This is a genomic window from Bradyrhizobium sp. 1(2017), from assembly GCF_011602485.2.
Taxonomy (GTDB): Bacteria; Pseudomonadota; Alphaproteobacteria; order Rhizobiales; family Xanthobacteraceae; genus Bradyrhizobium.
In genome coordinates this window covers 4912691-4939139 of sequence record NZ_CP050022.2, presented here as the reverse complement: position 1 = coordinate 4939139, position 26449 = coordinate 4912691, and the positions used below count along the sequence as shown (strand labels likewise).

27 protein-coding genes are annotated in these 26449 nt (G+C 64.6%); 12 read left to right on the top strand and 15 right to left on the bottom strand.

What is annotated here, in order from left to right; all coding sequences use genetic code 11:
* Positions 1 to 12: 12 nt before the first annotated feature.
* Positions 13 to 474: a host attachment protein gene (locus HAP40_RS23435; protein ID WP_166815498.1), complete on the top strand. Its 462-nt coding sequence runs from the start codon at positions 13 to 15 to the stop codon at positions 472 to 474.
* A gap of 33 nt (positions 475 to 507) precedes the next feature.
* Here the strand turns inward: HAP40_RS23435 and HAP40_RS23430 are convergent, their stop codons facing one another.
* Positions 508 to 771 (bottom strand): hypothetical protein, encoded by a 264-nt coding sequence (locus HAP40_RS23430; RefSeq protein ID WP_166815499.1) that lies wholly within the window; start codon positions 769 to 771, stop codon positions 508 to 510.
* Between the two features lie 289 nt (positions 772 to 1060).
* Between HAP40_RS23430 and HAP40_RS23425 the strand changes: the two genes are divergently transcribed.
* The 3 genes from HAP40_RS23425 (at position 1061) to HAP40_RS23415 (ending at position 3312) form a co-directional block, all read left to right on the top strand.
* On the top strand, positions 1061 to 1507 hold the full coding sequence (locus tag HAP40_RS23425) for a hypothetical protein (RefSeq protein ID WP_166815500.1): 447 nt from the start codon (positions 1061 to 1063) through the stop codon (positions 1505 to 1507).
* A gap of 100 nt (positions 1508 to 1607) precedes the next feature.
* The gene (locus HAP40_RS23420; RefSeq protein ID WP_166815501.1) at positions 1608 to 2480 is read left to right on the top strand and encodes a DMT family transporter; all 873 of its coding nucleotides are present in this window, start codon (positions 1608 to 1610) and stop codon (positions 2478 to 2480) included.
* A 91-nt stretch (positions 2481 to 2571) separates the two neighbouring features.
* Positions 2572 to 3312 carry a hypothetical protein gene (locus HAP40_RS23415; RefSeq protein WP_166815502.1) on the top strand — a complete coding sequence of 247 codons (741 nt, stop codon included), beginning with the start codon at positions 2572 to 2574 and terminating at the stop codon, positions 3310 to 3312.
* Positions 3313 to 3371: 59 nt separating this feature from the next.
* On the opposite strand, the gene HAP40_RS23410 is transcribed toward HAP40_RS23415, so the two are convergent.
* Both HAP40_RS23410 and HAP40_RS23405 read right to left on the bottom strand, forming a co-directional pair.
* Entirely contained in the window at positions 3372 to 3683 is a 312-nt protein-coding gene (locus HAP40_RS23410) for a histone (protein WP_166815503.1), read from the bottom strand.
* A gap of 66 nt (positions 3684 to 3749) precedes the next feature.
* Positions 3750 to 5141, bottom strand: a complete 1392-nt coding sequence (locus HAP40_RS23405; RefSeq protein WP_246741325.1) for a cryptochrome/photolyase family protein — start codon at positions 5139 to 5141, stop codon at positions 3750 to 3752.
* Between the two features lie 169 nt (positions 5142 to 5310).
* Here HAP40_RS23405 and HAP40_RS23400 point away from each other — a divergent pair, with 169 nt between their 5' ends.
* Complete coding sequence (locus HAP40_RS23400; RefSeq protein ID WP_166815504.1) at positions 5311 to 7041, top strand: methyl-accepting chemotaxis protein; 1731 nt, start codon at positions 5311 to 5313, stop codon at positions 7039 to 7041.
* Between the two features lie 105 nt (positions 7042 to 7146).
* Here the strand turns inward: HAP40_RS23400 and HAP40_RS23395 are convergent, their stop codons facing one another.
* Complete coding sequence (locus HAP40_RS23395; protein ID WP_129272345.1) at positions 7147 to 7806, bottom strand: peroxiredoxin; 660 nt, start codon at positions 7804 to 7806, stop codon at positions 7147 to 7149.
* Between the two features lie 393 nt (positions 7807 to 8199).
* Here HAP40_RS23395 and HAP40_RS23390 point away from each other — a divergent pair, with 393 nt between their 5' ends.
* Positions 8200 to 8772: a hypothetical protein gene (locus tag HAP40_RS23390; protein WP_166815505.1), complete on the top strand. Its 573-nt coding sequence runs from the start codon at positions 8200 to 8202 to the stop codon at positions 8770 to 8772.
* A 38-nt stretch (positions 8773 to 8810) separates the two neighbouring features.
* Here HAP40_RS23390 and HAP40_RS23385 read toward each other — a convergent pair whose 3' ends face one another.
* Both HAP40_RS23385 and HAP40_RS23380 read right to left on the bottom strand, forming a co-directional pair.
* On the bottom strand, positions 8811 to 10664 hold the full coding sequence (locus HAP40_RS23385; protein WP_166815506.1) for an alkaline phosphatase family protein: 1854 nt from the start codon (positions 10662 to 10664) through the stop codon (positions 8811 to 8813).
* A 1208-nt stretch (positions 10665 to 11872) separates the two neighbouring features.
* Positions 11873 to 12154 (bottom strand): hypothetical protein, encoded by a 282-nt coding sequence (locus HAP40_RS23380; protein ID WP_166815507.1) that lies wholly within the window; start codon positions 12152 to 12154, stop codon positions 11873 to 11875.
* Positions 12155 to 12434: 280 nt separating this feature from the next.
* Here HAP40_RS23380 and HAP40_RS23375 point away from each other — a divergent pair, with 280 nt between their 5' ends.
* A complete protein-coding gene (locus HAP40_RS23375; RefSeq protein WP_166815508.1) occupies positions 12435 to 12881 on the top strand; it encodes a hypothetical protein in 447 nt (148 codons plus the stop codon).
* Position 12882: 1 nt separating this feature from the next.
* On the opposite strand, the gene HAP40_RS23370 is transcribed toward HAP40_RS23375, so the two are convergent.
* Positions 12883 to 13725: a GNAT family N-acetyltransferase gene (locus tag HAP40_RS23370; RefSeq protein WP_166815509.1), complete on the bottom strand. Its 843-nt coding sequence runs from the start codon at positions 13723 to 13725 to the stop codon at positions 12883 to 12885.
* A gap of 105 nt (positions 13726 to 13830) precedes the next feature.
* On the opposite strand from HAP40_RS23370, the gene HAP40_RS23365 reads away from it, so the two are divergent.
* Positions 13831 to 14532, top strand: a complete 702-nt coding sequence (locus tag HAP40_RS23365; RefSeq protein ID WP_166815510.1) for an SDR family oxidoreductase — start codon at positions 13831 to 13833, stop codon at positions 14530 to 14532.
* Between the two features lie 10 nt (positions 14533 to 14542).
* On the opposite strand, the gene HAP40_RS23360 is transcribed toward HAP40_RS23365, so the two are convergent.
* Positions 14543 to 15598 carry a serine hydrolase gene (locus HAP40_RS23360; RefSeq protein WP_166815511.1) on the bottom strand — a complete coding sequence of 352 codons (1056 nt, stop codon included), beginning with the start codon at positions 15596 to 15598 and terminating at the stop codon, positions 14543 to 14545.
* 289 nt (positions 15599 to 15887) lie between these two features.
* On the opposite strand from HAP40_RS23360, the gene HAP40_RS23355 reads away from it, so the two are divergent.
* The 3 genes from HAP40_RS23355 (at position 15888) to HAP40_RS23345 (ending at position 17253) form a co-directional block, all read left to right on the top strand.
* Positions 15888 to 16271, top strand: a complete 384-nt coding sequence (locus HAP40_RS23355) for an ArsR/SmtB family transcription factor (protein ID WP_166815512.1) — start codon at positions 15888 to 15890, stop codon at positions 16269 to 16271.
* Positions 16271 to 16762: an SRPBCC family protein gene (locus HAP40_RS23350; RefSeq protein ID WP_166815513.1), complete on the top strand. Its 492-nt coding sequence runs from the start codon at positions 16271 to 16273 to the stop codon at positions 16760 to 16762. Before HAP40_RS23355 ends, HAP40_RS23350 begins: the two co-directional genes overlap by 1 nt.
* A 224-nt stretch (positions 16763 to 16986) precedes the next feature.
* Positions 16987 to 17253 carry a hypothetical protein gene (locus HAP40_RS23345; protein WP_166815514.1) on the top strand — a complete coding sequence of 89 codons (267 nt, stop codon included), beginning with the start codon at positions 16987 to 16989 and terminating at the stop codon, positions 17251 to 17253.
* A gap of 24 nt (positions 17254 to 17277) precedes the next feature.
* On the opposite strand, the gene HAP40_RS23340 is transcribed toward HAP40_RS23345, so the two are convergent.
* From HAP40_RS23340 to HAP40_RS23325, 4 genes are read right to left on the bottom strand one after another with little or no spacing between them, the layout of a single operon-like run.
* Positions 17278 to 18498, bottom strand: a complete 1221-nt coding sequence (locus HAP40_RS23340; RefSeq protein WP_166815515.1) for an ABC transporter substrate-binding protein — start codon at positions 18496 to 18498, stop codon at positions 17278 to 17280.
* Between the two features lie 15 nt (positions 18499 to 18513).
* Positions 18514 to 19500: a Bug family tripartite tricarboxylate transporter substrate binding protein gene (locus tag HAP40_RS23335; protein WP_166815516.1), complete on the bottom strand. Its 987-nt coding sequence runs from the start codon at positions 19498 to 19500 to the stop codon at positions 18514 to 18516.
* 37 nt (positions 19501 to 19537) lie between these two features.
* On the bottom strand, positions 19538 to 20734 hold the full coding sequence (locus tag HAP40_RS23330; protein ID WP_166815517.1) for a CaiB/BaiF CoA transferase family protein: 1197 nt from the start codon (positions 20732 to 20734) through the stop codon (positions 19538 to 19540).
* A gap of 15 nt (positions 20735 to 20749) precedes the next feature.
* Positions 20750 to 21619: an IclR family transcriptional regulator gene (locus tag HAP40_RS23325; RefSeq protein ID WP_166815518.1), complete on the bottom strand. Its 870-nt coding sequence runs from the start codon at positions 21617 to 21619 to the stop codon at positions 20750 to 20752.
* A gap of 211 nt (positions 21620 to 21830) precedes the next feature.
* Here HAP40_RS23325 and HAP40_RS23320 point away from each other — a divergent pair, with 211 nt between their 5' ends.
* Positions 21831 to 22673, top strand: coding sequence for a hypothetical protein (locus HAP40_RS23320; RefSeq protein ID WP_166815519.1), 843 nt, complete (start codon positions 21831 to 21833; stop codon positions 22671 to 22673).
* A gap of 95 nt (positions 22674 to 22768) precedes the next feature.
* Here HAP40_RS23320 and HAP40_RS23315 read toward each other — a convergent pair whose 3' ends face one another.
* Genes HAP40_RS23315 through HAP40_RS23305 form a run of 3 tightly spaced genes read right to left on the bottom strand, consistent with a single transcriptional unit; the run spans position 22769 to position 26406 of the window.
* The gene (locus HAP40_RS23315) at positions 22769 to 23980 is read right to left on the bottom strand and encodes an ABC transporter substrate-binding protein (RefSeq protein WP_166815520.1); all 1212 of its coding nucleotides are present in this window, start codon (positions 23978 to 23980) and stop codon (positions 22769 to 22771) included.
* A gap of 41 nt (positions 23981 to 24021) precedes the next feature.
* Positions 24022 to 24873: a fumarylacetoacetate hydrolase family protein gene (locus tag HAP40_RS23310; RefSeq protein ID WP_166815521.1), complete on the bottom strand. Its 852-nt coding sequence runs from the start codon at positions 24871 to 24873 to the stop codon at positions 24022 to 24024.
* Positions 24874 to 24897: 24 nt separating this feature from the next.
* On the bottom strand, positions 24898 to 26406 hold the full coding sequence (locus tag HAP40_RS23305; protein WP_166815522.1) for a bifunctional 3-(3-hydroxy-phenyl)propionate/3-hydroxycinnamic acid hydroxylase: 1509 nt from the start codon (positions 26404 to 26406) through the stop codon (positions 24898 to 24900).
* Positions 26407 to 26449: the final 43 nt, after the last annotated feature.

The following is a 26449-nucleotide window of genomic DNA, read 5'->3' as shown; positions in this document are numbered from 1 at the left end:
TGGAGCTGCGCAATGGACAAGATGAGAATCGAAAAGGGTGACTGGCTGGTCGTGTGCGACGGGCGCAAGGCGCTCATTCTGGAAAATCTCGGCGACGAGATGTTTCCGAACCTCTACACTAGGGAGGTGCATGAACAGCCCAATTCCTCGACCGGCGCGCAAGGGAGCGATGCGCCGGGCCGGTTGCATGGCGCGACCGGCAGGGCGCGCAGCTCGGTCGAGCAGACCGATTGGCACGACGAGGCCGAGCGCGCCTTCCTGAGGACCCTTGCCGGCCGTCTCGATGCCGCCGTCAGCGCGGGCGAGACCTCGGCCCTGACCATGGTGGCTTCTCCACGCGCGCTGGGCATGATCCGCGCCGACTATTCGGATGTCGTGCGCAAAGCGCTTCAGGGCGAGGTCGGCAAGGACCTCGTCAAATTGCCGGTCTACGAGATCGAGAAGCAATTACTGCTGTCGGGCGCCGCGAAATAAGGAGCGCCCGCGGAAAAAAGGACGCGCGGCGCCTCAGTAGCAGGGGTGCCGGCGGCCGTCCTGGCCGATATAGGCGGCCGAGCCGCGGTAGCAGTGGTTGGTCGACGGGCCGTCGTAATAGGCGAAGGTGCCGGGGGTGATGCCGGGTCCGTAATTGTGCAGATAGCTGATCGGGTAGGGCAGCGGGTTGGCGTAGGAACGGTGATACCGGTGATGCCCGCGCGCCTCCGCAAGGCCAGGGGCCAGAATTGCAGCCGTCAGGGCCACAACGGCCGCTACAAGCGTCAACTTGCTCATCTCGATTCTCCGGAACCCGCGCGAATTGGTCGGCCGTTTATAGCAATTTGGGGCGGCCCGGATGCCCGAAATGACGGCCGATCCCGCAGATTTCCGGGTGGGTGTGACAGAATTGCCGGACATGCGGTCGAAACCTGCCCATTTTTGGCCTTTTCCGGATGCTTAACGAATTCCCCACACAAGTATGACCAAAGACTATTCGGTTAAGAATCCTGTCGCTGGCCCCAAGGGATCATTTTAGGGTCCTTCGCAGCCGGTCCATTCCTGAGGCTTTAACCGCCACGTCGCCATGCGCATCACGCTTCTGAGCCTGCTGTTGATCTGCTTCGCCGCCGCTACGCCGGCGCGCGCCGAGCTGCACATCACCCGCGACCACGGCGGCTATGTCGAGGAGTACAAGGCCAAGTACAAGCGGGTGCGCGAGAAGGGCGAACGCGTCATCATCGACGGCATCTGCAATTCGGCCTGCACGCTCGTGCTGGGCATCGTGCCGATGAACAAGATCTGCGTGACGCCGCGCGCCAGCCTCGGCTTCCACCAGGCCTATTACGACAAGGCCTTCACCTTCGGCATCAAGGTCACCAGCGCCGAGGGCACCTCCGACCTCATGTCCTACTATCCCGACAAGGTGAAGGACTGGATCCGCCGCAATGGCGGGCTCACCACCGACATGAAGAAGATCAAGAACGGCGTCGAGCTCTGGAAGATCATCGACCCCTGTCCGGAAGAATGGTGAGCGGCTGAGCCGCGGCTGCCGCTGTCCGTAGCAGGCAGCAATCGCCCATCTGGAAATTCGTATTGCCGCATAGGGCCCGCATGGGGCAAGGAGGGCGGCAATGAACCACAATCAAGAAGCCCTGACCGCCCGCGCCGCGCCGATCCTGTTCGTGCTGCTCTGGAGCACCGGATTCATCGGCACGAAATACGTTATCAACAATGCCGATCCCTTGACCTATCTCGCCATCCGCATGGCGATCGTGGTCGGCCTGATGGCGATCATCGCTGGCGTTGCGCGGCCGAAATGGCCCGACGGCACCGGCATTGCCCATAGCGCCATCGCGGGCATCCTGGTTCACGGTTTTTATCTCGGCGGCACCGCGATCGCGATCGCGCATTCGATTCCGGCCGGGCTTTCCGCGCTGATCCCGGGCCTGCAGCCGATCCTGACCTCGACCATCGCCAATCGCTGGCTCGGCGAGAAGGTGACGCCGGTGCAATGGGCGGGCCTCGTGCTTGGCCTCGGCGGGGTCGTCCTGATCCTGCACAACCGCCCGATGACCGGCGAAGCCGGGCTCGGCTGGCTCGCCTCGGTGGTCTCGCTGATCAGCATCACGCTCGGGACGCTCTACCAGCGCCGCTACTGCAACCACATCGACTGGCGCGCCGGCAATCTCGTGCAATATGCGGCCGTCACCATCTTCTTCGCGATCGGAGCCTTCCTGTTCGAGGACCGCGTGGTGCACTGGACGCAGGAATTCGTGCTCGCGCTCGCCTGGCTCGCCGTGGCGCTCTCGATCGGATCGATCGGGCTGTTGTACTGGCTGATCCGCCACGCCGCGGCAACCTCGGTCGCGAGCCTGTTCTACCTGGTGCCGGCCGTGACGGCGCTGATGGCCTATCTGCTCTTCGACGAAAAGCTGGACGCCATCGCCATTGCCGGCATGGCGATGTGCGCGGCGGCGGTCTTTGTGGTCAATCGGCGCACGTAGCGGCTTTTAGCCCATACAGCCCTGACGTGTGTTGGCCGTTCCGTGCTAGGGTGGGGCATTCGACCCATTTCTTTTCAGCGCGGTGAGATCCATGAAGAAGGCGAGGCGTGCACTGCTCCACCGGTCGATGAAGCCGGTCCGGATTGCCTGCATCAATTATGCAGAGGAGATGATGAGCGAGCGGATGATGGGAAGGCTCACCGCCGCGCTTCAGAAATGCTACGACGAGCATTTCCTCCCTGTCTGGGGCTACCCCGTCGATCTCGACGTCACCAGCAAGCCGAAGCCCACCGATTGGCAGTTGATCTATTTCGACGACGCCACCCACGAGAACTTCCTCGGACGACACGAGCTGACACATCGGGGCCAGCCGATCTCGAAGATCTTCATGAAGACGCTCGGCAAGGATGATCCGGTCAGCCTCGCGGCCTCGCACGAGCTGTTCGAGATGGTGCTCGATCCCATGGCCAATCTGTGGGCCGAAAAGACCCGGCACACCCAATATGCCTATGAGGTTTGCGACGCCGTGGAGGAGGAGGCGTTCCTCGTCAACGGCTTTCCGATGTCGAACTTCGTCTACCCGTCCTGGTTCGAGCCGTTCGAACATCCCCGCGGCACCAAGTTCGACCACATGGGGTCGCTGCAGGCGCCGTTCTCGATGACCGAGGGCGGCTACGTGATCAAGAAGGTCAACGGCCGGCGGGTGATCAAGCAGTTCGGCTCACCGGAAAAGCGGAAGCGCTTCCACGCCGAGGACCGGCGCGGCCATCGCAGCGAATTCCGCGATCCCAAGGGCATGCACTATCCGGGCCGGCGCTCGGCCAAGCGGTGAGATAGGCCGACATGGTCTCCGGGCGCGCCTGCACCCGGAGACAGCTCCGAGCGTTGCGATCAGCGCTTGGTCTTCTTGGCCTTCTTGGCTTTCTTCGACTTGGCAGCTTTCTTGGCGGCCTTTTTCGCAGATGTCTTCGGGGCCTTTTTCGCGGCTTTCTTGGACGACTTCTTTGCCGCTTTCTTCGTGGACTTCTTCGCAGCCTTCTTGGCTTTCTTCTTGGCAGCCTTCTTCGGCGCTACTTTCTTCGCGACCTTCTTGGCAGCTTTCTTCACCTGCTTGACGGCGGTGACCGCGGCATCCTTGGTCGCTTCCACGGCGTTGGTGATCGTGTCCATCGCCTGTTCGGTGATCGGCTTCTCGTCGTCCATATCGTCCCCCAATGTTTGAACGGAGCGATGACGATAGCGGGTTTCGAAATTGTGTCAAAGCAACGCTCAACCCTTGCGGATCTTTGCATAAGCGGCGAGCGCGCGCTCGCGCCCCTTGGCATGATCGATGATCGGCTGCGGATAGGTCTTGCCGAGCGTGATGCCGGCGCTCGCAAGCTCGATCGGTGTCGCCTGCCACGGCTGGTGGATCAGCTTCACCGGCAGATCCTTCAGCTCCGGCACCCAGCTTCGAACGTAGGTTCCATCCGGATCGAACTTCTCGCCCTGGAGCTGCGGATTGAACACGCGGAAATAGGGCGCGGCGTCGGCGCCGCAGCCTGCGACCCACTGCCAGTTGGCTGGATTGCTGCCGGCGTCCGCATCGACCAGCGTGTCCCAGAACCAGGCTTCGCCCTCGCGCCAGTCGATCAGGAGGTGCTTGACCAGGAACGAGGCCACCACCATCCGCACCCGGTTATGCATCACGCCGGTGTGCCAGAGCTCGCGCAAGCCGGCATCGACGATGGGATAGCCGGTGCGGCCGCGCTGCCAGGCGGCGAGCGCCTTTTGGTCGCGTTTCCAGGGGAAGCCATCGAAATTCGTCTGCAGGTTATTGGTGGCGAGGCCAGGGTGATCGTGGAGGAGGTGACGGCAGAACTCGCGCCAGCCGAGCTCGCTCAGGAATTTCTCGACCCCACGCCCGCGTGCCGGATCTTCCGCCGCGGCGAACCGCGCGGCGTGCCAGATCTGGCGTGGGCTGAGCTCGCCGAACCTCAGATGCGGCGACAGCCGTGAGGTGCCCTCCCGGTCCGGGCGGTCGCGGTCGCCGACATAGTCCCGCAGTGTGTGCTTGAGGAAATCGCGCAAACGCGCGCGGGCGGCGTCCTCGCCCGGCGTCCAGCTCTGCCGTAGGCCGCCCGCCCAATCGGGTTTGACCGGCTCGAGCTTCCAGCTCTCCAGTCGATCGCTGGCGATCTTCGCAGCCGGGCGCAGCGCCTTCGGTGCAGGCAGTGGCTTTGGCGGATCGCCGAGCGCCAGCACCCGCCGCCAGAATGGTGTGAACACGCGCAGGCCCCGGCCTTCCTTGTTGCGGATCGCCGAGGGCGGGACGAGCAAGTCGCCAGGAAAACTTTGCGAGTCCGTTCCGAGCTTTGCCAGCGCCGCTTCGAGCCCTCGCTCAACGGCCTGATGCGGCGCTTGCGCGATCTCGTTCCAGTAGACCGCGCGGGCGCTGCTCTCTCGCGCCACCTCGGGGATCACCCTGGCGGCCGGTCCCCTGCGCAGGACCAGCGATCCGCCGCGGGTGGCGATCTCGGCCGCGAGGGCCCGCAGTGACTGCGCCAGCCACCAGCGCGCCGCCCCGCCGGGCGACCGCCCCGTCGCGTCGTCGAGCACATAGAGGCAAATCACCGGCGCGCCGGACCTCGCGGCGGCGTGGAGGGCGGGATGGTCGGACAAGCGGAGATCGTCGCGGAACCAGACGATGATGGGCGGCTCGCTTGGCGCGGTCAGGAAAGGCCTCGTTTACCAATTGGAAACCATGCCGGGTGCGGCGATGCGAACGGTCGTTAATGCGGCCGTAAGCCGATTGCATGATTATGCAGGAATTACGGGGGATGTTCCATTCATGTCCAAGGTCTTAGCTGGGAAGTTTCTGCCGCGACTCAAGCTGGGCACCAAAGCCGTCTTGTGCGCCGTGCTGCTGATCGCCGTGAATACGGCGCTGGTGGTCGGCGCCGGCTATTGGTCGCTGACGGCCGCCTTCAATGATCGCGCGCTCCGCGACATCGAGGTCAATCTGCGCACGCTGGCGCTGGCCTTTGCCGAGACCGTTCCGGACGTCAAGATCACGATGCGGGACGGCGCCGTGCAGCGCGCCGAGATTCCCAGGATGCCCGACCTGAAGGATCACGCCATCGTCGATCGCGCGGTGTCCTATGTCGGTGGCAATGCGACCCTGTTCGTGTTCGACGATGCGAGCGGACAGTTCGTGCGCCGCTCGACCAACGTGAAAAAGGAAAATGGCGATCGCGCCGTCGGCACCCAGCTGGCGGCCGATCATCCGGGGCAGGCGCCGCTGCGTCGTGGCGAGGCCTATAAGGGGCCGGCCACGCTGTTCGGCAAGACCTTCATGACCGCCTATTTCCCGATCGTGGACGCGGCCGGCAAGGTCGCCGGCATCCTCTATGTCGGCATCCCCATGGCGCAGTTCGAGAGCATGCTGGCCCACGCCATCGAGAGCATGGCGGTTGCCGCCGGGCTCGCCGCGCTTCTGGTTCTGGTCCTGACCCTGCTGGTCGTCCGTCGTATCACCCGGCCGCTCAGCTCGGTCACGCAATCGCTCACGGCGCTTGCCAACGGCCAAAGCGACGTTGCGATCGACTGCGAGGACCGCGCCGACGAGATCGGCGAGATCGCCCGCACGGTCGCGGTGTTCAAGAGCAACTCGCAGGAGCGGGCGCGCATGCGCAGCGAACAGGCGGCGGCAACGACGGCCGCGGCCGAGCAGCGCAAGGCGGAGCTGCGCAGCTTCGTCGAGGAGTTCCGCGGTAGCGTCGGCGGCATTCTCGACAAGGTGCTGACGTCGTCCGGCGAGTTCGAGCGCGTGGCGCGGCAGCTCACCGACGTCGCACGCTCCACGGCCGATCTGTCGGCGCAGTCGGCCGGAGCCTCCGAAAATGCCTCCGAGCACGTGCGCTCGGCTGCGTCGGCCTCCGACGAGCTGTCCCAGTCGATCTCCGAGATCACCCGCCGGGTGCAGGAATCGAACGAGATCTCGGCCGAGGCGGTCCGGCAGGCCGAGGCGACCGATCAGCGCATTGCGCAGCTCTCGGAAGCCGGCGCGCGCATCGGCGACGTCGTCAAGCTGATCACCTCGATCGCGGAGCAGACCAATTTGTTGGCGCTGAACGCCACCATCGAGGCCGCGCGCGCGGGCGATGCCGGGCGTGGCTTCGCCGTGGTGGCCCAGGAGGTCAAGACGCTCGCCGGCCAGACGGCGAAGGCGACCGACGAGATCTCGAACCAGATCGAGAGCATGCAGCTTGCGACCGAGGAATCGATCGCCGCCATCAAGGCGATCAGCCAGACCATCGAGCGCATCAGCGGCATCGCAGGCTCGATCTCGGCTGCGGTCGAGCAGCAGAAAAGCGCGACCCACAATATCGTGGCCAGCGTTCGCGCCGCGGTGTCGGGCACGGCCGATGTCGCAGTCAACGTCCGTCACGCCGCCAAGGGCGCCAGCGAGACCGGCGAGACCTCGAGCCGGATGTTCGCTTCCGCCCAGGCGCTGTCGGGCGAGAGCCTGCATCTGAAAGCCGAGGTCGACGGCTTCCTCGACCGCGTCCACGCGGCGTAGTACCCCGTCATTCCGGGGCGGTCCGTGGGACCGAGCCCGGAATCTCGAGATCCCGGGTTCGATGCTTCGCATCGCCCCGGGATGACTTTTTGCGGCCGCCAAAAGTCACTTCGGCTGCGGCACGATGCGGATGTAGGGCTTGGGCTCTTTCCAGCCCTGCGGGTAGATCGTCTTGGCCTCGTCGTTGGAGACCGAGCCCGCGATGATGACGTCCTCGCCCTGCGACCAGTCCGCAGGCGTTGCGACGCGATGCTTGGCGGTGAGCTGGAGCGAGTCGATGACGCGCAGGATCTCCTGGAAGTTCCGGCCCGTCGTCATCGGATAGACCAGCACGAGCTTGATCTTCTTGTCCGGCCCGATGATGAAGACGTTGCGGACGGTCTGGTTGTCGGCCGGTGTGCGGGTGAGGGGATCGCCCGAGGTTGAGGCCGGCAGCATCTCGTAGAGCTTCGAGACGTTGAAATCGGTGTCACCGATCATCGGATAGTTCGGAGCCGCGCCTTGCGTCTCCTTGATGTCCTCGGACCATTTCGAATGGCGGTCGACCGGATCGACCGACAGGCCCATCAGCTTGACGCCGCGCTTGTCGAACTCTGGCTTCAACTTGGCGAGAGCACCAAGCTCGGTCGTGCAGACCGGCGTGAAGTCCTTGGGGTGTGAGAACAGCAGGGCCCAGCTGTTGCCGATCCAGTCGTGGAACTTGATCTTCCCTTCGGTGGTCTCGGCTTCGAAGTCGGGGGCAGTGGTGCCGATCGGAAGTGTCATGGTTCTACCTCATCACGTTGAATTTACGAAGGAATTCATCTCAAACCGTCAGCTTCAGTATAGGCGCTTGGCGAGGTCAAGTGAACGGCGACTGAAACGGCTCAAGTAAAATGTGAATTCCTTCCTTGAAGGGCCGATCTCCTAGCAACTTTTTGTTACAGCGGCACCTGCGGCGAAACATCTCCACCCGGGGTCACACGGTCTCGCTCGCCCCGATAAAGCCTTTTATGACTTCCATCACGCCCGCCCGTCGCATCCTAGAACCGAAACGGTGCTGACAGCGACCAATTGGCAACCATCTAGAAAAGTCGCGATCCCCGTATCGAATCATTAACCACCCCTTTACGCCGGCATGAAAATGCTGGCCGATCAGAAGAAATCTGGAAGTGAACTATGTCTGCCGCCGCGCCTAAGCCTATCGACTCCTCGTCCCTCGAACCGTCCTGCCGCGATACCGCGGCGCATGCCCTCTCCATCGTGCGCGATGGCGTGATCACGGGCGAAGGCCCGACCACCAAGGGAAGGGTGCATTTTTCCCGTTCGCTCGATGCCGATGACACCGCCTGGTGCTCGCGCATCCTCACCGCCACTGCCGTCAACGATCAGCCCGTCAGCCGCGCCGAGGCCGAAGTGCTGTTCGAGATCAACGAGGCCGCGACCGAACGCAGCGACAATGGCCGGTTCGACGACCTGCTGGCCAAGGCGGTCGCCCATTATGCCGCGAGCGCCTCGGGCCTGAAGGTGCCGCCGCGCAGCGTCGCGCTGTCGGCCGACACCGAGATCGAGAGCTGGGCGCCGTCCTATGCGTCCAAGGTGAACAGCGAGATGCTGGAGTGGATCGCCGGCCAGATGCGCGGCAAGCGCCACAACAACCGTCGCCTGATGGCGATGGTGGCGACCTTCCTCGGCGCCACCGCGCTGCCTCTGGCGGGCCAATTGCCGAACGTGTTCGACATTGGGATGTAACTTCTCGCCTCTGGTGAGAACGATCCACAGCGGCGGGGTTATTTCCCCGCCGTTTTTTGTTTCACGGCGTCGGGTTCGAGCCCGAGCGTGCGGCCCGGAAAACCGGCAGCATCGAAATAGCGCTGGCTGCCGACGCGCTGGAAGTTCAGCACGGTCATCAGGCCGCCCTCGGCGGGCTTCGACTTCAGCGTGCCGGCATAGGCCTTCGGCACGATGCCGTTGGGCAGAGCCTCCGACATCACGCGGCCGACCAGGCCGCCATTGTGCGCGCCGCGCAGGCCCATCAGCTGGGCGGCCGTCATGCCGACGTCGGCATTGCTGACCGGCAGCTCGTCGACGAAGCCGGCTTTGAAGTCCGGGCCGATCGCGGCCATGAAGTTCATGGTGTCGCCGCGGCTGAAGCTGCCATGCATGCCCTGGCCCTGGCGCAGCACGGTGTCGGCGACCTGGACCGAGCAGTTGGTCGGCGCCTCGCCGCAATCGCTGGCATAGGAGCGGAAGTTGACGACGATCGAGGGTGTCGGCGTCGCCGCCTTGCCGCGCAGATTGATGCTCGACAGCGGCAGCGTGCCGGGGAAGCGGCCGAGCGAATCCTCGATGAACAGGCCGGAGACGTAGTCCTGATCAAGCAGCGCCTTGATCGTCTTCGCTGCCAGCTTCTTGTCCTTGTTCGGCAGATAGATCAGGTCCGAGCCACCATTGGTGGCGACGACGAGATCGGGCTTGGCGGGATCCTTGCCGAGCACGCCGTTGCCGGCCTTGGGATGCTTGTTGCCTTCGACCTTCGCATTCTTGTCGTTCGGGTCGAACAGCGGCAGGTCGAGCGCTTTCGCAAGGTCGATCGCCAGAAATCCCATCGGCAGGAAATCCTTGGGCGTGTCGTCATAGCTGACCTTGGCGGAGGGGCTGGTCTTGCTTTCCTTGGAGATGGTCGAGAAGCCGTGGTCGGCGGAGACGATGATGTTGGTCGAGGCGGCGAGTCCGAGCTCGTCGAGCGCCTTGCGAAGCTGGGCAAGGTTGGTGTCGGCATTCTTGATGCCGGCCATCGAGGTCGGGCCGTTGATGCCCGGCATGATCTGGTTGAGGCTGTCGCCGGTGTTGTGCTGGCTGCCGTCGGGATCGCGCGACCAGAACACCAGCACGAACGGCTTGTTGCGTGCCTTGAACATCGGCAGCACGACCTTGGTGGCGACGTCGGCGAAATAGGCCTGCTGCGCGACGTTGGCGACCGTGGTCCCGGGCGTCTTGGCATCGCCTGCCTTGGAATTGTCGCCGCGCGGCGGCGTCGCGGCGGGCAGGCCGGCTTTCGTCAAAGCGTCCTTCACCTCGTCCGAGAGTCCGACGCCGTTCTTGCCGCCGGTGGAATCGTCGAACACGATCGAATGCAGGCCGGGCTTTTCGGGCTTGTCGGTGTGGTCGAACTGATAGGTCGGGCCGACCTTGCCGATCGCTGCGGTGCTCAGGCCCTTGTCGCGGGCCATCTTCAGAATGGTCTCTTCGTTGAGATAGTCGCCCTTGAAATGCTCGTCGATGTCGCCGAGCACGGCATCGTTCTCGATGAAGGGGACCACCGTGCCGCCGGCGGGCACCGAGGTGTAGTTGGTCCAGATCGTGTTGGAGAACACGCCGGTGTCGCCGAGATAGTGGCCGGTCGACATCGCCGAGCCGTTGGCCATGGTGAAGGTCGGGAAGAGCGAATGCGAATTCTTGAAGTTGACGCCCTTGTCGCGGACCGCGGCCATCGCCGGCGCCGTTTCCGGCGTGACCTTCAGCGCGCGAAGGCCGTCCGGAATGAACAGGATCAAGTTGCGGGGCGTGTTGTTCTGGGCGGAGGCAAGTCCGGTGGACAGGACCGTCAGTCCGGCGGACATCAACACCAGTGAACGGCGCATCGAAATCTCTCCTGCGGTGAGGCAAATCGCCGCGGACGCGGCTCCAGCTTCGTTTAGTTACGCTGTATGACGGTTTTGTTACAGGCCTCGTTGGTGCTGAAGGGGCTGGGGAGGGGAGCGCAGCGACTTGTCCGCGAAGCCTGGGCGAAGGCGGAAGCAATCCAGAATCCCGCGACGGAGGCAGTCTGGATTGCTTCGTCGCATCAGCGCAAAATTGCTTCGCAATTTTGTCGCGAGCTCCTCGCAATGACGGAGTGTGAGGTGACGACATCGTCTCCGCTCGTGTCCCGGACGCGACGCGGCGCGCAAGCGTTGCGGCGCAGAGCCAGGACCCAGGAAGCCGCGCACTCGCTGATGCATGGGCCCCGGCTCTGCAGCGCATCACTTCGTGCTGCGCAGCGTCCGGGGCACGAGATTGTTGTTCAACGATAAGCATGGCTGCTCAACCTCGCGGCGGATCTCGCCCGAGCTTTGCTTCGTCGCCTTGCCCTCGATTGAAAGAGGGCGCAGGGAAGACCGGGAGCCGGTTGGCTCCCATGGACCGCCATGCCAGATGCAGACTGCGTGTGCTTCATGCATCGCGGAGAACAGGGCAACCAGGACATCCCGGCCTTCCCTGCGCGGTGGTTGGAACGGCTTATGTTGTGCTCTCCCCGGGGAGCGATGCACTATTGCCCCCGTCGCCCTGCGGATGGCTGATGCCGCGAACCCGGTCGGGCCGCGACCTCACCGCAAGACTTGGCGCACAGACCCCGGGCGCCAGGACGACACGATTTGGCCGTACGCGGATCACGCCTGTCATTGGCGCGCCGCTATCGCTCACGGTTTCCCGCCCTGCGAAGCGCTTCGCGCCGACGTCACCCACGTCCACCGCCGCCCGGTCCGCGTTCGAGACGATCGCGATACGCCCCTCTTCCTTGGGCCGGAGTGAGGAAGACCTAACAAAAATCCGAATTCGAATAAAGAGAATTATTTTGGTGCCGACCCGTTGACCCCGGATTTGGGTGTGTCGTGCCGCCGGACGCAAGGGATTGTGGGAGGGATTGCGGACGGGCCGGCTAATCCGGCGCGCTCGGCACCCGCGTTGCTCGCGTAAGCGCCTGCGCCGGTACTGTCTTGGCAGAGCCGCGTGGTCGTGCAAGCAGCATGGCCGCTGACACACGAAGGCCCACCGTCCTTTGCGACGGTGGACCTCACGTTGCGCAGCCTTACCAGCGATAGCCGCCGGTCAGCGTTCCGTTGTTGTTGCCGTCCGGGCCGACATCGCCCTGTGTCGAGCTCGGGGTCGGATGGTTGGTGCCGTTGTACGCGCCATAGGGTCCCGCGACGTCGGGATAGTACGCGTGCGGCTGAACCGGCTCATAGGCGGGCGCGGTGCGATCCCAGCCCACGCGCGGACCGTTCCAGTCGTAGCCCTGCGCGGAGGCGGCCGCGGTGCCCGCAATGAGCGATGCCGTGATCAGGCAGAGGAGTTTGGATTTGTTCTGCATTGGAGATGCTCCTTGCTTGTGTCGGGGGCCAACGGTTGCGCTGCGGCAGCGTTCCGGACGGATTGGCCGGGCGCGATCAACTCCGATCAACCAGTTATGAAGCCCCGGCCGCGGAACGAATGGGCCGGATGGGACAAGGGCGCGCGTTCTGCCGCGGCAGGTTCCCCGTTAATCGCGTGCCTTAACCAACAATTAATTATACGTTTGCGGGCGGGCGACAGCCCGGCCTAGCGTGCGATGGGGAGCCGTTTTCGCGAAGCCAAACGAGTTGGTGCGTATCATGATGTCCAGATCATACGGGGCGCTATTTGCCTCCCTTGGCGCGGCCGCGCTGCTCCTCGGCCCCAGCGAGAGTTTTGCCAGGCCTGGCGGCGGCGCGCCGCACGGCGCGGCCGCGGGCCCTGCAGGTGCAATGGCGCGCGCGCCGTTCGGGCCCGGCGCCCGATTCCACCGGCGCAGCAGTCCCTTTGTCTACTGGCCCGGCGGCGGTGCGTTCTTCAATGACGGTGCGACCTACAGCCAGCCTTTCGGCGAGACCAATCACTCGTTCTCCGGCGACGTGCGCTACACCTATACGTACGACGTGCCCTGGGATTGGACGCATCGCTTCCCGCCGAACGTCGTGCCGTCCGACCGGCCCTACGTGCCGAGTTGCCCAACCGAGCAGGTGACGGTGCCCGGCCGGGGCGGCGCCGAGCACACCGTCAACATCACGCGCTGCTACTGAGCTATCCGAGCTCGAAGCTGGTCACGCCGAAGACGCGGTCGACGCGCAGCGGCGGGACGGGGCCGGTGTACATCCGCGCCGTCTCGAACACCGGCTTGAATCCGAGCTCGCCCGCGAGCGCGACGGCCTCGGCATTGACGGCGGGGACGTCGAGGAAGACCTCGCCGCCGTCCGCGTGCGCCAGCAAAGCCTGCACGACCGCCATCGCCGCCGCACGATCGTCGGCGACGAGCGGGCCGATTTTGCGGCCGGTCCGGCACGGCCGGATCACGCCCCATGCGGTGAGCCTGCCATCACGCAGCAGCGCGCGGCCGACATGGCCCGACGTGTTGATCCAGGCGCGCAGGAAGGTGCCGCGCGCGGCAGGAAAGACGGTTGCGTCATCGGCTTCAACGGTTGCGAACGGGATCTTGTCGAGGGCGACGATTTCGGCGGGCGGTTTCGGTGGTGCGGCCACGATGCCACCGTAGCGGATATTGGCGTAAGCAAGCCGGAAGCCGGATTTTTTGTAATTGTCCTGCTGCGCGACCACGCCATCGAGCCCGATCACGCGCGCGCCCGCATGCGTGATCGCCGCGTTCCAGATGCGCAGGCCATGGCCTTTGCCGCGAAAACCTGCGCGCACGATGTAGAAGCCGAGGAAGGCGAAGCGGTCGTCGTAATTGACGCAGGAGACGGTCGCGACCGGCGCGCCGTCGATCTCGCCGACGAAGAAGCCTTGCGGATCAGGGAGCGCGAAGCAGGCGGCGTCGGCAAGGCCCGGATTCCAGCCTTCCGCTGCGGCCCAGTCGATGGCGAGGGCAATCTCCTCGGGACGCAAATTGCGGATCTGCAGATTGCTCATGACGAATGTTCTCGACTGTGGACCTGCCAGCCGGTCTGGCGGTAGAAGGCCTCATGATAGGCCGGGCCTGCGGCTCGTCTCAACGATATCAGAGGATGATCGGTCATGGCGGAGAAGGTTGCACTCGTCACCGCGGGCGGCAGCGGCATGGGGGCAGGGGCCGCGCGGCGGCTCGCGGCGGACGGCTTTCGCGTCGCGATCCTGTCGTCCTCCGGCAAGGGTGAGGCGCTGGCGGCCGAGCTCGGCGGCTTCGGCGTCACCGGCTCGAACAAGTCCAATGACGATCTGAAGCGTCTCGTCGACGGCGCGCTGGCCAAATGGGGACGCATCGACGTGCTCGTCAACAGCGCCGGCCACGGGCCGCGCGCGCCGATCACCGAGATCACCGACGAGCAGTGGCATGCCGGCCTCGACACGTATCTGCTCAACGTGATCCGTCCGACCAGGCTGGTCACACCGGTGATGCAGGCGCAGAAGCGCGGTGCCATCATCAACATCTCGACCGCCTGGGCGTTCGAGCCCAGCGCGATGTTCCCGACCTCGGCGGTGTTCCGCGCGGGCCTTGCCGCCTTTACGAAGATCTTCACCGATACCTATGCCGCCGACAATGTTCGCATGAACAACGTGCTGCCGGGCTGGATCGACAGCCTGCCGCAGCTGGATGCGCGCCGCGACAGCGTGCCGATGAAGCGCTACGGCAAGGTCGAGGAGGTCGCCGCGACGGTCTCGTTCCTCGCGTCCGACGGCGCGGCCTACATCACCGGCCAGAACATCCGCGTCGATGGCGGACTGACGCGCTCGGTTTGAGCGCGGCACCTCAATGTGAGGCGACGAGCCGCGCCAGTTCCGGCAGGATCCTGTAGCGCGCAATCTCGTGCGGATATTCGCCGCGATTGGCGAGCAGGACGATGCCGAGCCGCTGCGCCGGCACGAGGCCGATATAGCCGGAGGCGTTGTTGAGGCCGCCCGGCTTGTCCACGACGGTGACGCCGGGAAGATGCACGCTCTCCCAGGCCATGCCTTGTCCGAATTTCTCGTCGACACGGAAAGCTTGGCGCTGCGTCATCCGCAGCGCATCGCGCAGATGTGGGTCGATCGAGCGGCCGTCGACGCAGGCGGCGACGAAGGTCGCAAGATCGCGCGCGGACGAAAACATCTGGCCGGTCCCGGGAAAATCGAAATAGCTCTGCTGGTTGCCGACCGGCCCGATCGCCATGCCTTGATCTGAATAGCCCTGGGCCGCGCGCCGCATCCAGGCTTCGTCCATGACGGCGCGATTGTCTTCGCCGCGTTCGGGGACGCAGGTCGCGCTCATGCCCAGCGGCTTGAGGATGCGCTGCTCGAACAAGGGCGCGATCGGCATGCCGTAGCGGCGCTCGAGCACGAGCTGAAGCAGCACGTAGCCGGCATGGGTATAGATGCGCTGCCGGCCGGGCGCGACGCCGGGGGCAGGCGCAAAGGCATTCAGCATGGCGACGAACTGGCCGCGGGTAAACTGCGCGTCCGGCCAGGGCGGATGGTCGGTCGGCAGCAACAGCCCCGAGGTGTGCGTGACCAACTGGCCAACGGTCACCTGGCGGATGTAGTCGCCGCCCAGCTCGGGAAGGTATTTTGTCAGGCGATCGTCGAGCCGCAGCTCGCCGCGCAGCGTGCCGAGCGCCACAAGCGTCGCCTCGAACGGCTTTCGCAAGGAGGCGAGATTGAACAGCGTGTCCGGCGTCACCTTCCGTCTTGCGGTATCGTCGGCAGAACCGTAGGTGAAGAACTCGACATGGCGGCCGGCATACAGCGCGGCGGCGAGACCGCCCGCATGGTCCGCCGTCACGGTCTGCGCCAGATGGCTCGCGACGATGTCGCGCATCTGCGCAATCATGTCGGAATCCGCCAGGGCGCGGCGAGGCCAGGCGAGGGCGAGTGGAACGAGCGCTGCGCGGGCGAGCGCCCGCCGCGTGAGGTGCGATGAGGTGGCAACAGACGACACGGCTCTGACGCAAGATGCGATGCGCCCCCGAGCCCTTCTTAACGTGAACGGGCGCGCGTCCCAATTCACGATTGCGTTGCAGCTCCGCCGCGCCGTCCGCGAGAAATAGCTTGGAAGAAATAACTTAGCCATGTAGCTAACAATCATTGACAGCGAATGGCGACGCCGTATAGTTAGCTTCATGGCTAACCAATTCTCCCGGCTCGACCAGATCTTCTCCGCGCTCGCCGATCCCACGCGGCGGGCGATCGTGATGCGGCTCTGCGCGGGCGAGGCATCGGTCGGCGAACTCGCCGATCCCTTCGACATGGCGCTGCCGAGCTTCATGAAACACATCCATGTGCTGGAGACGAGCGGGCTCGTGCTGTCGGAGAAGTCCGGCCGCGTGCGCACCTGCCGCCTCAGCCCGGATGCGCTGCTCGGTGCGGAAGAGTGGTTCCAGCAGCAGCGTGCGATCTGGGAGGCACGGCTCGACCGGTTCGAAGCCTACGTGATGCAGCTCAAGAAAGAGAGGGCGGCCACCAAGCGGCCGTCCCGAACAACCAAACGGAAAGGTTCTGAGTGATGACGAATTCTGCCAATCCAGCCTTGTCGCAATGGTCGCTCGACCGGGAGATCGTGATGTCGCGCGTGATCGACGCGCCGCGCGATCTGGTGTTCGAGGCCTGGTCCGATCCGAAGCATCTGCCGCAATGGTTCGGGCCGAAGGGATTCAAGGTCGAGACCTTCGAAATCGACGTGCGGGTCGGCGGGGTCTGGCGCTTCAACATGATCGGCCCCGACGGCACGGTCTATCCCAACCGCATGCGCTTCCGCCGCATCGAGCGGCCGCACCTGATGGAGATGGATCACGGCCTCGACCAGGACGACGATCCCGGCATGTTCCGTTTCACCGTCACCTTTGCAGAGCAGAGCAACGGCAAGACCGTGCTGATGATGCGCCAGCTGGCGTCCAGCACCGAGCAGCGCGATGGCATGATCGGCTTCGGCGCCGTCGAATACGGCTATCAGACGCTGGACAAGCTGGCGGCGTATGTGAGCGGGCTGAAGCGATGAGGCAAACCGATCATTCCGGGATCGATGCTTCGTGTCATCCCGGAATGACGGACGGCCATTTGCGCACGTTCTGACCGACGCATCAGCCTCAGATAGCCTGATTCTTCCTGCGTTTCTCGCCGAAATCGAGCCACCGGCCAAGGCGGCCGGTGGCGTTGCCTGCTTTCAGCCGGGCGTTGCGTTCAACGAATAGGAACGATCGCTGCCCTGCGGCTTTGGCAGTGATGACGCATATTATCTTCAGCGACTATCGTCATCCGGCCGCCGAGCAGGCCTACGAGATCGCCTGGGATTTTCTGTCGCGGACCGGCGCCATCCGGGACGAATTCGAGGCCTGCGTGTTCCTGGCGCAGCGCATCACCATGATGGTCGAGGAGGGGCACGCCAACCGCATCCGCATGGCCAATCGCGCGATCTCCGAATATCAGCATCATGTCGAGGAAGCGGATGAATACATCCGCAGCGGCGGCCGCCGCGCCGGAGGGCATTGACGGCCGCCTGGGACGATGTCTCGCTCACTCTTTCGCTTCGTCCGTGATGATGTCCCCGAGCTTCTGCCAGCGCTGGCCGTCGAACTGCACCATCTGGAACTGCTTGTTGACGCGGTAGTCTGTCGGCGTGGTGGCGACCGAGATCCCCGGCAGCGTCAGGTCGAGTTCGACGTTCTTCAGGCTGGCGGCTTGCCGCATCACGCTCTCGCGGGTGAGGTCGTCGCCGCACTGCTTGAGCACCTGCACCAGGAGCTGCGCGGTGATGTAGCCGTAGACGTTCAGGTTCGAATCCCTGTCGCCCTCCGGATAGTACTTCGCCATGAAGGCGAGATAGCGCTTCATGCCGGCATCGTCCTTCCATTCGGGATCGGCGGCATCCTTGACATAGCCGACGCTGACGACGCCCTTGGCGTTGTCGAGGCCTGCCGGCTTCAGGACGGCGCTGACCGAGGAAGCGTTGATGTCGATGATGTGCAGCGGTTTCCAGCCGATCTCGGCGACCTTCTTGATCGCCTGCGCCGCCTGTTTCGGCGTCGTGGCGCTGAACAGCACATCGGCGCCGGCGTCCTTCAGCCGCAGGATCTGCGAGTCGATGGTCGGCTCGGTGATCTCATAAGAGGTCTCGGCCACGATCATCTTCGCCTTGTCGCCGAGACCGGCCTTGAGGCCGGCGAGATAGTCCTTGCCGAGGTCGTCATTCTGGAAGAGCACGCCGATCCTTGCGTTCGGATGGTGCTTCAGGAGGTACTGCGCATAGATCCGGCCCTCGACGAGGTAGGAGGGATTGAAGCCCATGGTCCAGGGAAAATTCTTCGGATCGGTGAAGCGTGCGGCGCCGGTGGCCGCGAAGAGCTGCGGGATCTTCTTTGCGTTGAGGTATTTCTGCACGGCGACGTTCGGCGCGGTGCCGATGATCTGGAACGTCAGCAGCACCTCGTCGCTTTCCACCAGCTTGCGAACCTGTTCCACCGTCTTCGGCGGCGAATAGGCATCGTCATACTGAATCAGTTCGACCTTGCGGCCGTTTACGCCGCCCTGGTCGTTGATCATCTTCATGTAGGCGGCCTGGGTCTTGCCGATCACGGCGTAGGCCGAGGCAGGACCGCTCAGCGGAATGGTCTGGCCGACCTTGATCACGGTGTCGGACGCACCGGCATCGTATTTTTTCTGCGCCTGCGCGCCCACGATCGAGAGCGTGAGAAAGAGCGTAGAAATCGCGGTGCGTTTGACAAGGACGTGTTTCATACCCGATCTCCCCCGTTACTCGCCCTTGAGCCCGGCGTCGCGGATCAGCCGGGTCCATTTCTGCGTCTCGTTGTCGACGAACTGGGCGAACTCCACGGCGGTGCCCGCGCGCACCTCGAGCCCTTGCGCAGTCAGCTTGTCCTTGATTGCGGGCTCGGCGAGCGCGCGCAAAATCTCGGCCTGGAGCTTGTCGACGATCATGCGTGGCGTCGTCGCAGGAGCCATGAAGCCGTACCAGCCGGCCGCGGCGACATTGGGAAAGCCTTGTTCGCGCAAGGTCGGCGCCTGCGGGTAGAGCGGGCTGCGCTCTGGCGAGGCGACGCCGAGCACGATGAACTTGCCGCTCTGGATGTAGGGCAGCGCGGTCGGCAGCGCCGTCAGCGTGGCATCGACGCGGCCGGCGAGCAGCTCGGTGTAGGAGGCGGCATCGCCGCGGAACGGGATGTTGAGGCCCTTGACGCCGGCGTCCCGGAATAGGAGCTCGCCGGCAAGATGCGGCTGCGAGCCCGCGCCAGGGGAGGCGAAGGTGAGGCCGTCGGGCTTCGATTTTCCGTAGGCGATCAACGCGGGCAATGTCTTGAACGGCGCGTCCGCGCTGATGATCAGGAAGAGCGGCGCAACCACCGCCATGGCGACCGGCTGCAGGGCCTTGCGGTCATAGGTCAGCTTGCCGAACAGCGCTTCGGCGGTAGCGTAGGGCGCGGCGACATAGAGGAAGGTATAACCATCGCCCGGTGCATGCGCGACCATGTCGTTGGCAATGCGGGTGCCGGCGCCCGGCTTGTTCTCGACGATGAACTGCTGACGCAGGCTGCGGCCGAACTCTTCGGCAAGCAGACGGAGCGAAATGTCGTTGGAGCCGCCGGGCCCGTAAGGGGAGACCAGCCGCACCATCCGCGAAGGCCAGGCGTCCTCGGCGCGTGCCGTCAAGCCTGAGCTGACGGCGAGGCCGCCTGCGAATGTGCCCAGCAGTGTCCGGCGTGTGACCTTGAACAACGTCACTGTTTTCCTCCCATTTTGTTGTTTTGGTCTCTGAAGGTCAGATCACCTTTCGTTGGGTGAGCTGTTCGATCTCCTGGTCGGACAGGCCGAGCCAGTCGCGATAGACCTCGCGGTTGTCCTGGCCGATGTCGCCGGCGGCGTGCCTCAATCGCGCCGGGTCCACGGTGAAGCGTGGAACGGCGTTGGTCATGGCAACGGTGCCAAAATCCCCGTCGGGGACGCGTGTGATGACCTCGCGCGCTCGCACCTGCGGGTCGTTGGCGATCTGGTTGATCGAATAGATCGGCGCCAGCGTTCCTTGCGCCGCACTGAACGTCGCTAGAACCTCGTCGAGTGGGTGTGCTGCGCACCAGGCCGCGAAGATGTCGTTGAGCCCTGCGGCGTGCTTGACACGCTTGTCATTCGTGGCGAAGCGCGGATCATCGATGAGGTCGGAGCGATCGATCGCCCGGCAGTTTGCTGCAAACAGTGCGTTGGTCGAGCCTGCGAGCGTCACCCAATGATCGTCGCTGGTGCGAAACACGGCGGCCGGGGCCGAATAGCCGTTGGCGTTGCCGATGCGGCCGCGAACGGTGCCGAGCTGGTCGTGCTCGATGGCGAGAACGTCGAGCAGCCGGAAGACGGATTCGGTCAGCGCCAGATCGATCTCCTTGCCTGGCGCATTGGGATCGCGGGCCCGCTTCCACAGGGCCGCGAGAACGCCGACCGCGCCAAACAGGCCGCCGATCGAATCCCCGATTGGATATCCTGGATGTGTCGGTTCGCCTTCGCTCTCGCCGGTAATGTAGGTGAGCCCGCCCATGGCTTCGAAGATACGGGCAAAGCCGGGTCGTTCGCGGTAGGGCCCATTCTGCCCGAAGGCGGTGGCGCGCAGGATGACGAGGCGCGGCTGGATCGACCACAGCACCTCCCTGGACAGGCCCCAGCGATCGAGCGTTCCCGGACGGAAATTCTCGATCAGCACGTCGAAGCGGGGAAGCAGCCGCTTGAACAGCGCAAGCCCTTCCGGCGTGCGGAGATCGAGCGTAGCGAGCTTCTTGTTGCGATTGGCGGCCTTCCACCACAGCGGCTTGCCGTCCTTGAGCGGCGGAAACGATCGCACACCATCGCCATGCCCGGGCATCTCGATCTTGAGCACGTCCGCGCCGTAGTCGGTCAGCAGCGTCGCGGCGAACGGCGCGGCGATGATCGTCGCGATGTCGAGAACCTTCAAACCCTCGAGCGGCCCAGCCATGTCATTTCCCTGCGCTCATGATTTTCTTGTTTTGCGCGGCGACGCGGCGGGCGCCGTTTGGCCGACGAGGGCGCGAATGCTGTCGGCGAGCGCGGCGATGCGCGGGCCGATCTCGCCTTCCAGCTGTCCAGGCTGAAGCCGGAATGCGGGGATGCCGCAATTGATCGAGAACGACTGCTTTGACTCGCTCGCGTGAAACAGCGGCGCGGCGACGGCGTGGATCGAAGCCATATACTCGCCCCAGCAGGTGCAGAAGCCGCGGCTGACGGATTGAGCGAGGCCCGCGCGATATTTGTCCTGGACGGCCGCCCACAACTCGGAGTCTTCGGCAGCGATGCGCCGTTCCAGTTGGGCTGCATCGGCCGGCGGCAAGGTCGCTGCCGCGGCGCGGCCCATTGCGGTCATCACAACCGGAATGGGCATGCCAATGTCTGGAACGTGGGGACCGACGTCGCCGGACCGCGCAGTTTCGACGTAGATCATCGAGGTCGCATCGAGCAGACCGATCGAGACCGTGCCGCGGACGCTCTGCGCCAGCTCCTGCATCATGGGACGCGCGACCTGGCGGAATTGCATGTCGGCGAGGAGCGGATGCGCCATCCGCAAGGCGCGTGCGCCGACGCGATATTTGGCGCGCCCGGCGTCGTAGCGGAGGTAGCCGAGCTCGGCGAGCGTGTGCGTCAGCCGCGCCACCGTCGGCCGCGGGATTCCGGTGAGTGTCGACAGCTCCATGTTGCCGAGCTGCGTTGCGCCGGCCCTGAAGGCTTCGAGCACCACGAGGCCTTTTGCCAGCGTCGTCGCGAACGCGGCGTCATCTGCACTCTCGGCGAGCACCGCGGCAGCGGAGGACGAGGCGAGGGGCGGTCTGGATACGGTCCGAGCCATGCGGGTTTAATGGACCCGGCTGCGTCTTTTGTCCAATAGATTCATGAAGCCGCGCTTATCTGTCCATTATGCGGACACCACTCGTTCGCGCAAGTCGGCTCACATGCGCGTGGAAATGCGCCGGCGCGCACAGATTTTTGTCGCGATTCCCTGGTGTCTCGTGACAGGATTATTACGAAGAAATGTCACGTCGATTACAGCGGAGCGATTCATGTTGCAGTGGCAGGCACGGTCAAATCCCCTCGCGTGGTGGTGGGGGTCCCTGACGCTGGTCAGCGCTGCCAACATCCTCGTCTGGTTCATGCTGTACCGCGAGTTCTATCCGACCGTCGCCGGCAGCGTCAGTGGCGGCTCGGATATCGGCCTGATGTTCCTGCTTTGCGCGGCCTATGTGTTCGGCTGCGCCTTCCGCTCGGTGCTGCCGCGCGCCGACGTGCAGCGCATCTGCCTGTTCGACACCTGGCTATCGAGCGTGTTCGTCGGCCGTACGGTCGCGACCGTGGCCGAAGTCTGCTTCGCCGCGCAATGGGCGATCATCCTGCATCAGCTCGGTCACATGACGGGTGCGGAGACCGCGGTGAACATCGCGCTCGTGATCGTGCCGATCATCATCATCGCGGAATGCTTCTCCTGGTACGCGGTGGTGACCACGAACTTCCTCTACAATGCGATCGAGAACTCGCTGTGGGCGGTGACGTTCTTCCTCGCCGGCATCGCACTGTGCCGGCTGATGCCGGAATTCCAGGGACCCGTGCGCTGGGCGCTGATCGCGGGGATCGTCGGCATTGCCTGTTTCCTCGCCTTCCTCATCACCGTCGACGTGCCGATGTATCTCAGCCGCTGGCGGGCTGGCCACGCCGAGGGCGGCAGGCTCCTGGGCTTTCTCGAAGGCATGCATGACGTCGCAACGCGCTGGGTCGTGACGCACGACATCGCACACTGGAAGGGCGAACTGACCTGGATGTTCCTGTACTTCAGCGCCGCGGTGTGGTCGAGCCTCGCGCTCTGCGCGCTCTACGCCATGGAAGGGTATCTCCAGCGCTACCTAGCCTGAGGGCCAGAGTCCTGTTCCGATCGGAACGGGGCTGCAGATTCCTATTTGTCGCGTTTTTCTTGACCGAACCGGTATCCACTTCGCTTGGAAACGCTCTACTTGCCGACGAGGCCGCACTTGCTGCGGTCGAGCGGGCGGAAGGCCTGGTCGGGAGGGATCGTCGCGACCAGCTTGACGAAGTCCCACGGCCCCCTGGATTCCTCGGGCGTCTTGACCTGCACCAGATAGAGATCGTGCACCATGCGCTGGTCCTCGCGGATGTGGCCGTTGGGCGTATAGGCATCCGACACCGGCGTCGCCTTCATCTTTCCCATCACGGTCGCACTGTCGTCCGAGTCGGTGTCCTTCACGGCTTGCAGATAGTGGCGCACGGCGGAATAGACGCCGGCCTGGATCTGCGACGGCATCGCCTTGCGGCGGGCATAGAACGCGTCGGAGAATTTCCGGGCCGCCGGCGAGACGTCCTCGAAGAACGAGGTGACGATGAGATCGCCGCGGGTCGCCTTCAGGCCGACCGCCTCAATGTCGACGTTCTGGAACGACATCGGCACAATCTTCATGCCTTGATCGGCGAGCCCGAATTCCTCAGCCTGCTTGATCGCGGTGGCATTGTCGCCGGCGACATTGATCGCGAGGATCTTTGCGCCGGAGGACTGGGCCTGCAGCAGAAACGAGCTGTAGTCGGGTGTGCCGAGCTGGGCTTTCACGCTGCCGGCAACCTTGCCGCCGAGCGCAGCGATGCGGTCGCGCGCGGTCGCCTCGATCGAATGGCCGAAGGCGTAATCGCCGGTGATGAAGAACCACGGGTCCTTGCTGGTCTGCATGACGCCGGAGACCACTGCAGTCGCCGTGGAGTAGGCATCCTGGGTCCATTGCACGCTGGTTGGCGCGCACGCCTCGTCGGTGAGCTGGTTGGCGCCCGCGCCGGAGACGAGGAAGATCTTGTTGTTGCCGCGCACCAACTCCTGTACGGCGAGGGCCGCTCCTGAACTGCCGCCGTCTGCGATCGCCTGCACACCATCGCTGAACCACTTGCGTGCGAGCGAGGCCGCGAGGTCCGGCTTGTTCTGGTGATCGGCCTGCAAGATCTCGATCGGCTTGCCGTTGATCTTGCCGCCGAACTCCTCCGCCGCCATCCGCGCCGCCTCGAATGAGCCCGGGCCCATTGCGGTCGCGAACACCCCGTTCATGTCGGTGAGGACGCCGATGCGGATCGCATCGCCCTTGATCTCGGCGCGCGCAGGGGAGCCTGCGAGCGCCATCGTGATCAGAAGGATGGCGGTGGATGTCGTGCGGGTCATGGCCATGGCGTTTCCTGGTTTGTCGTTGATTGATTGGTGCTGGTTGGTCAGGCCGGTTCAGCGATGACCTTGTTGCGCAAGGTCCCGATGCCGGAAATCTCGACCTCGACGGTGTCGCCAGGGCGCATCCACAACGGCGGCGTGCGCTTGGCGCCAACGCCGCCCGGCGTACCCGTCACGATGACGTCGCCGGGGACGAGCGGGCAGATCGTCGAGATGTAGGCGATCAGCTCGGGGATCGCGGTGATCAGCAGATCGGTGGTGGTGTCCTGCACCACAGTGCCGTTCAGCCGTGTCTGCAAGGTGAGCTTCGACGGATCCGGAATTTCGTCCGCCGTCACCAGCCACGGACCAAAGCTGCCACTCTCCGCAAACGTCTTGCCGGAGAGGAACTGGCTGGTGTGGCGCTGCCAGTCGCGGATGCTGCCTTCATTGTAGCAGGAATAGCCGGCGATGTGGTCGAGCGCGCGGCTCGCCGGGATGTGGCGGCCTTCCTTGCCGATAACAAGCGCGAGCTCGCCTTCATAGTCGAAGTCGTTGCTGACCTTCGGCTTCACCACCGGCTGGAGATGGCCGACCTGGCTGCAGGGGAAGCGGACGAACAGAGCCGGCTTCTCGGTGACGGTGCGGCCGGTTTCGGCGACGTGGTCGCGATAGTTGAGGCCGACGCAGATGATCTTGCCGGGATCGGGGATGACGGGTGCAAAGGTGATCTTGTCGAGTGGATCATCCGGGGCCGCAGACGCGACCAGCTTTGCCGCCTCGGCCACGCGACCCGCTTCGAGCAATTGCCGCAGCGTGGTGCAGGGCGCCATGCGCATACCGAGATCGACTACGCCATTGTCCTTGATGGCCCCGAACGAGGCGCGGCCGTTGGCGATGAAAGAGAGCAGCTTCATGAGATATCCTTGGAGATTGTTCGGTCAGGCCGCGGACGGCACGTAGGTTGGAGGCGTGATGGCGGTGATGAGCCGGTCGAGCTCTGCATCGTTGCGGGCGGTGCCGAGGACATAGCGGTCGGGGCGAACGAGCGCGGCTGTAATGCCGTGCTCGCGCAGCCATCGCCCGACGCCTTCGGCGTCGTCGCCGGTCAGGATACTGAGTCCCGCCTGTGACGACGCACAGCGCGATGACAACATGGCGGCCGTCTCGACGAGAAGCACGTGGCTGTAGCCGACCCGGTCGTCACTGCGGCGGCCGTCCTTCAGCAGGAATTGCGGTGCGAGATGCCCGGCGAGAGGCTGATCGCCCAGCGTGAGCCCCGGGCCGAGCAGGGGTTTTTTCACCTCGAGCTTCACCGGCGCGTTCTCGCGCGCTTCGCCGGCGGCAAGGCCAGCTTCGATCGCCTTGGTGTTGATCACACCGCCGAGGCGAATGGCGAGCTCGATGAATTCGCGCACATGCGGCAGCCGCTCGCTCTGATAGGTGTCGAGCAGATCGGGCGCGGCGCCGTCGCGGACGATGGCGCCGAGCTTCCAGGCAAGGTTGGCGGCATCGCGGATGCCGGCGCACATGCCCTGGCCGAGGAAGGGCGGGGTCTGATGCGCGGAGTCGCCCGCCAACAGCAGGCGACCGTTCCGCCATTGCTGCGCAATCACGGAATGAAAGGTGTAGACCGCGGCGCGCTCGATCTCGGCATCGTCGGGTGTGATCCAGCGCGACAGCAGCTCCCAGACTTTCGCCGGCTGCGCCACCTCCTGCGAATCCTCGTCCGGAAGCACCGTGATCTCCCAGCGACGCCGCATGCCGGTACCGCGGACATAGGTCGCCGGCCGGCGCGGATCGCAATGCTGAAGGCTGTAGTCGCCGAGGTCGTCGCGGTCGCGCTTGAGCATCACATCGATCACCAGCCAGCGCTCGTGGAAGCCGAGATCGTCCATGCCGGAGCCGATGAAGCGGCGTACCAGCGAGCGGGCGCCATCGCAGCCGATCACATAGCCGGCGCGAACTTCGGTCAGCGTCCCGTTCGAGAGGTCCTCGTAGCGGACGCGGACCCCGGTCTCGTCCTGATCGAGCGCGAACACATCGCAGCGGCTGCGTAGGGTGACATGCGGCCAGCGGGGGAGGCCGCCGATCAGCACGTCCTCCAGATCGGGCTGGTGGAAGCGGTAGCTGAGATTCCAGCCCATCGGCGTCAGCGTCTGCGGGCGCGACCAGTCCAGCAGCATGCGGCCGTTGGCATCGAGAAAGAGCATGCCGGGGCTGAGAATGATCTGCGGCAGTATCGCGTCGGCAAGGCCGACGGTCTGGAACACGCGCATGCATTCGTCGTCGAAATGCACCGCGCGGGGCAGATGATAGGTCCGCGCCTCGCGCTCCAGCACCAGCGTCCGCACGCCGCAAAGGCCGAGCAGATTGGCGAGCGTGGCGCCGACCGGGCCACGGCCTACGATGACGACGTCAAACTCTTCGGGGACGGATTTATCCTGCATGGGGCTATCTCTTCCCCAAGCCGCGCCGCCGCTTCAACGCCGC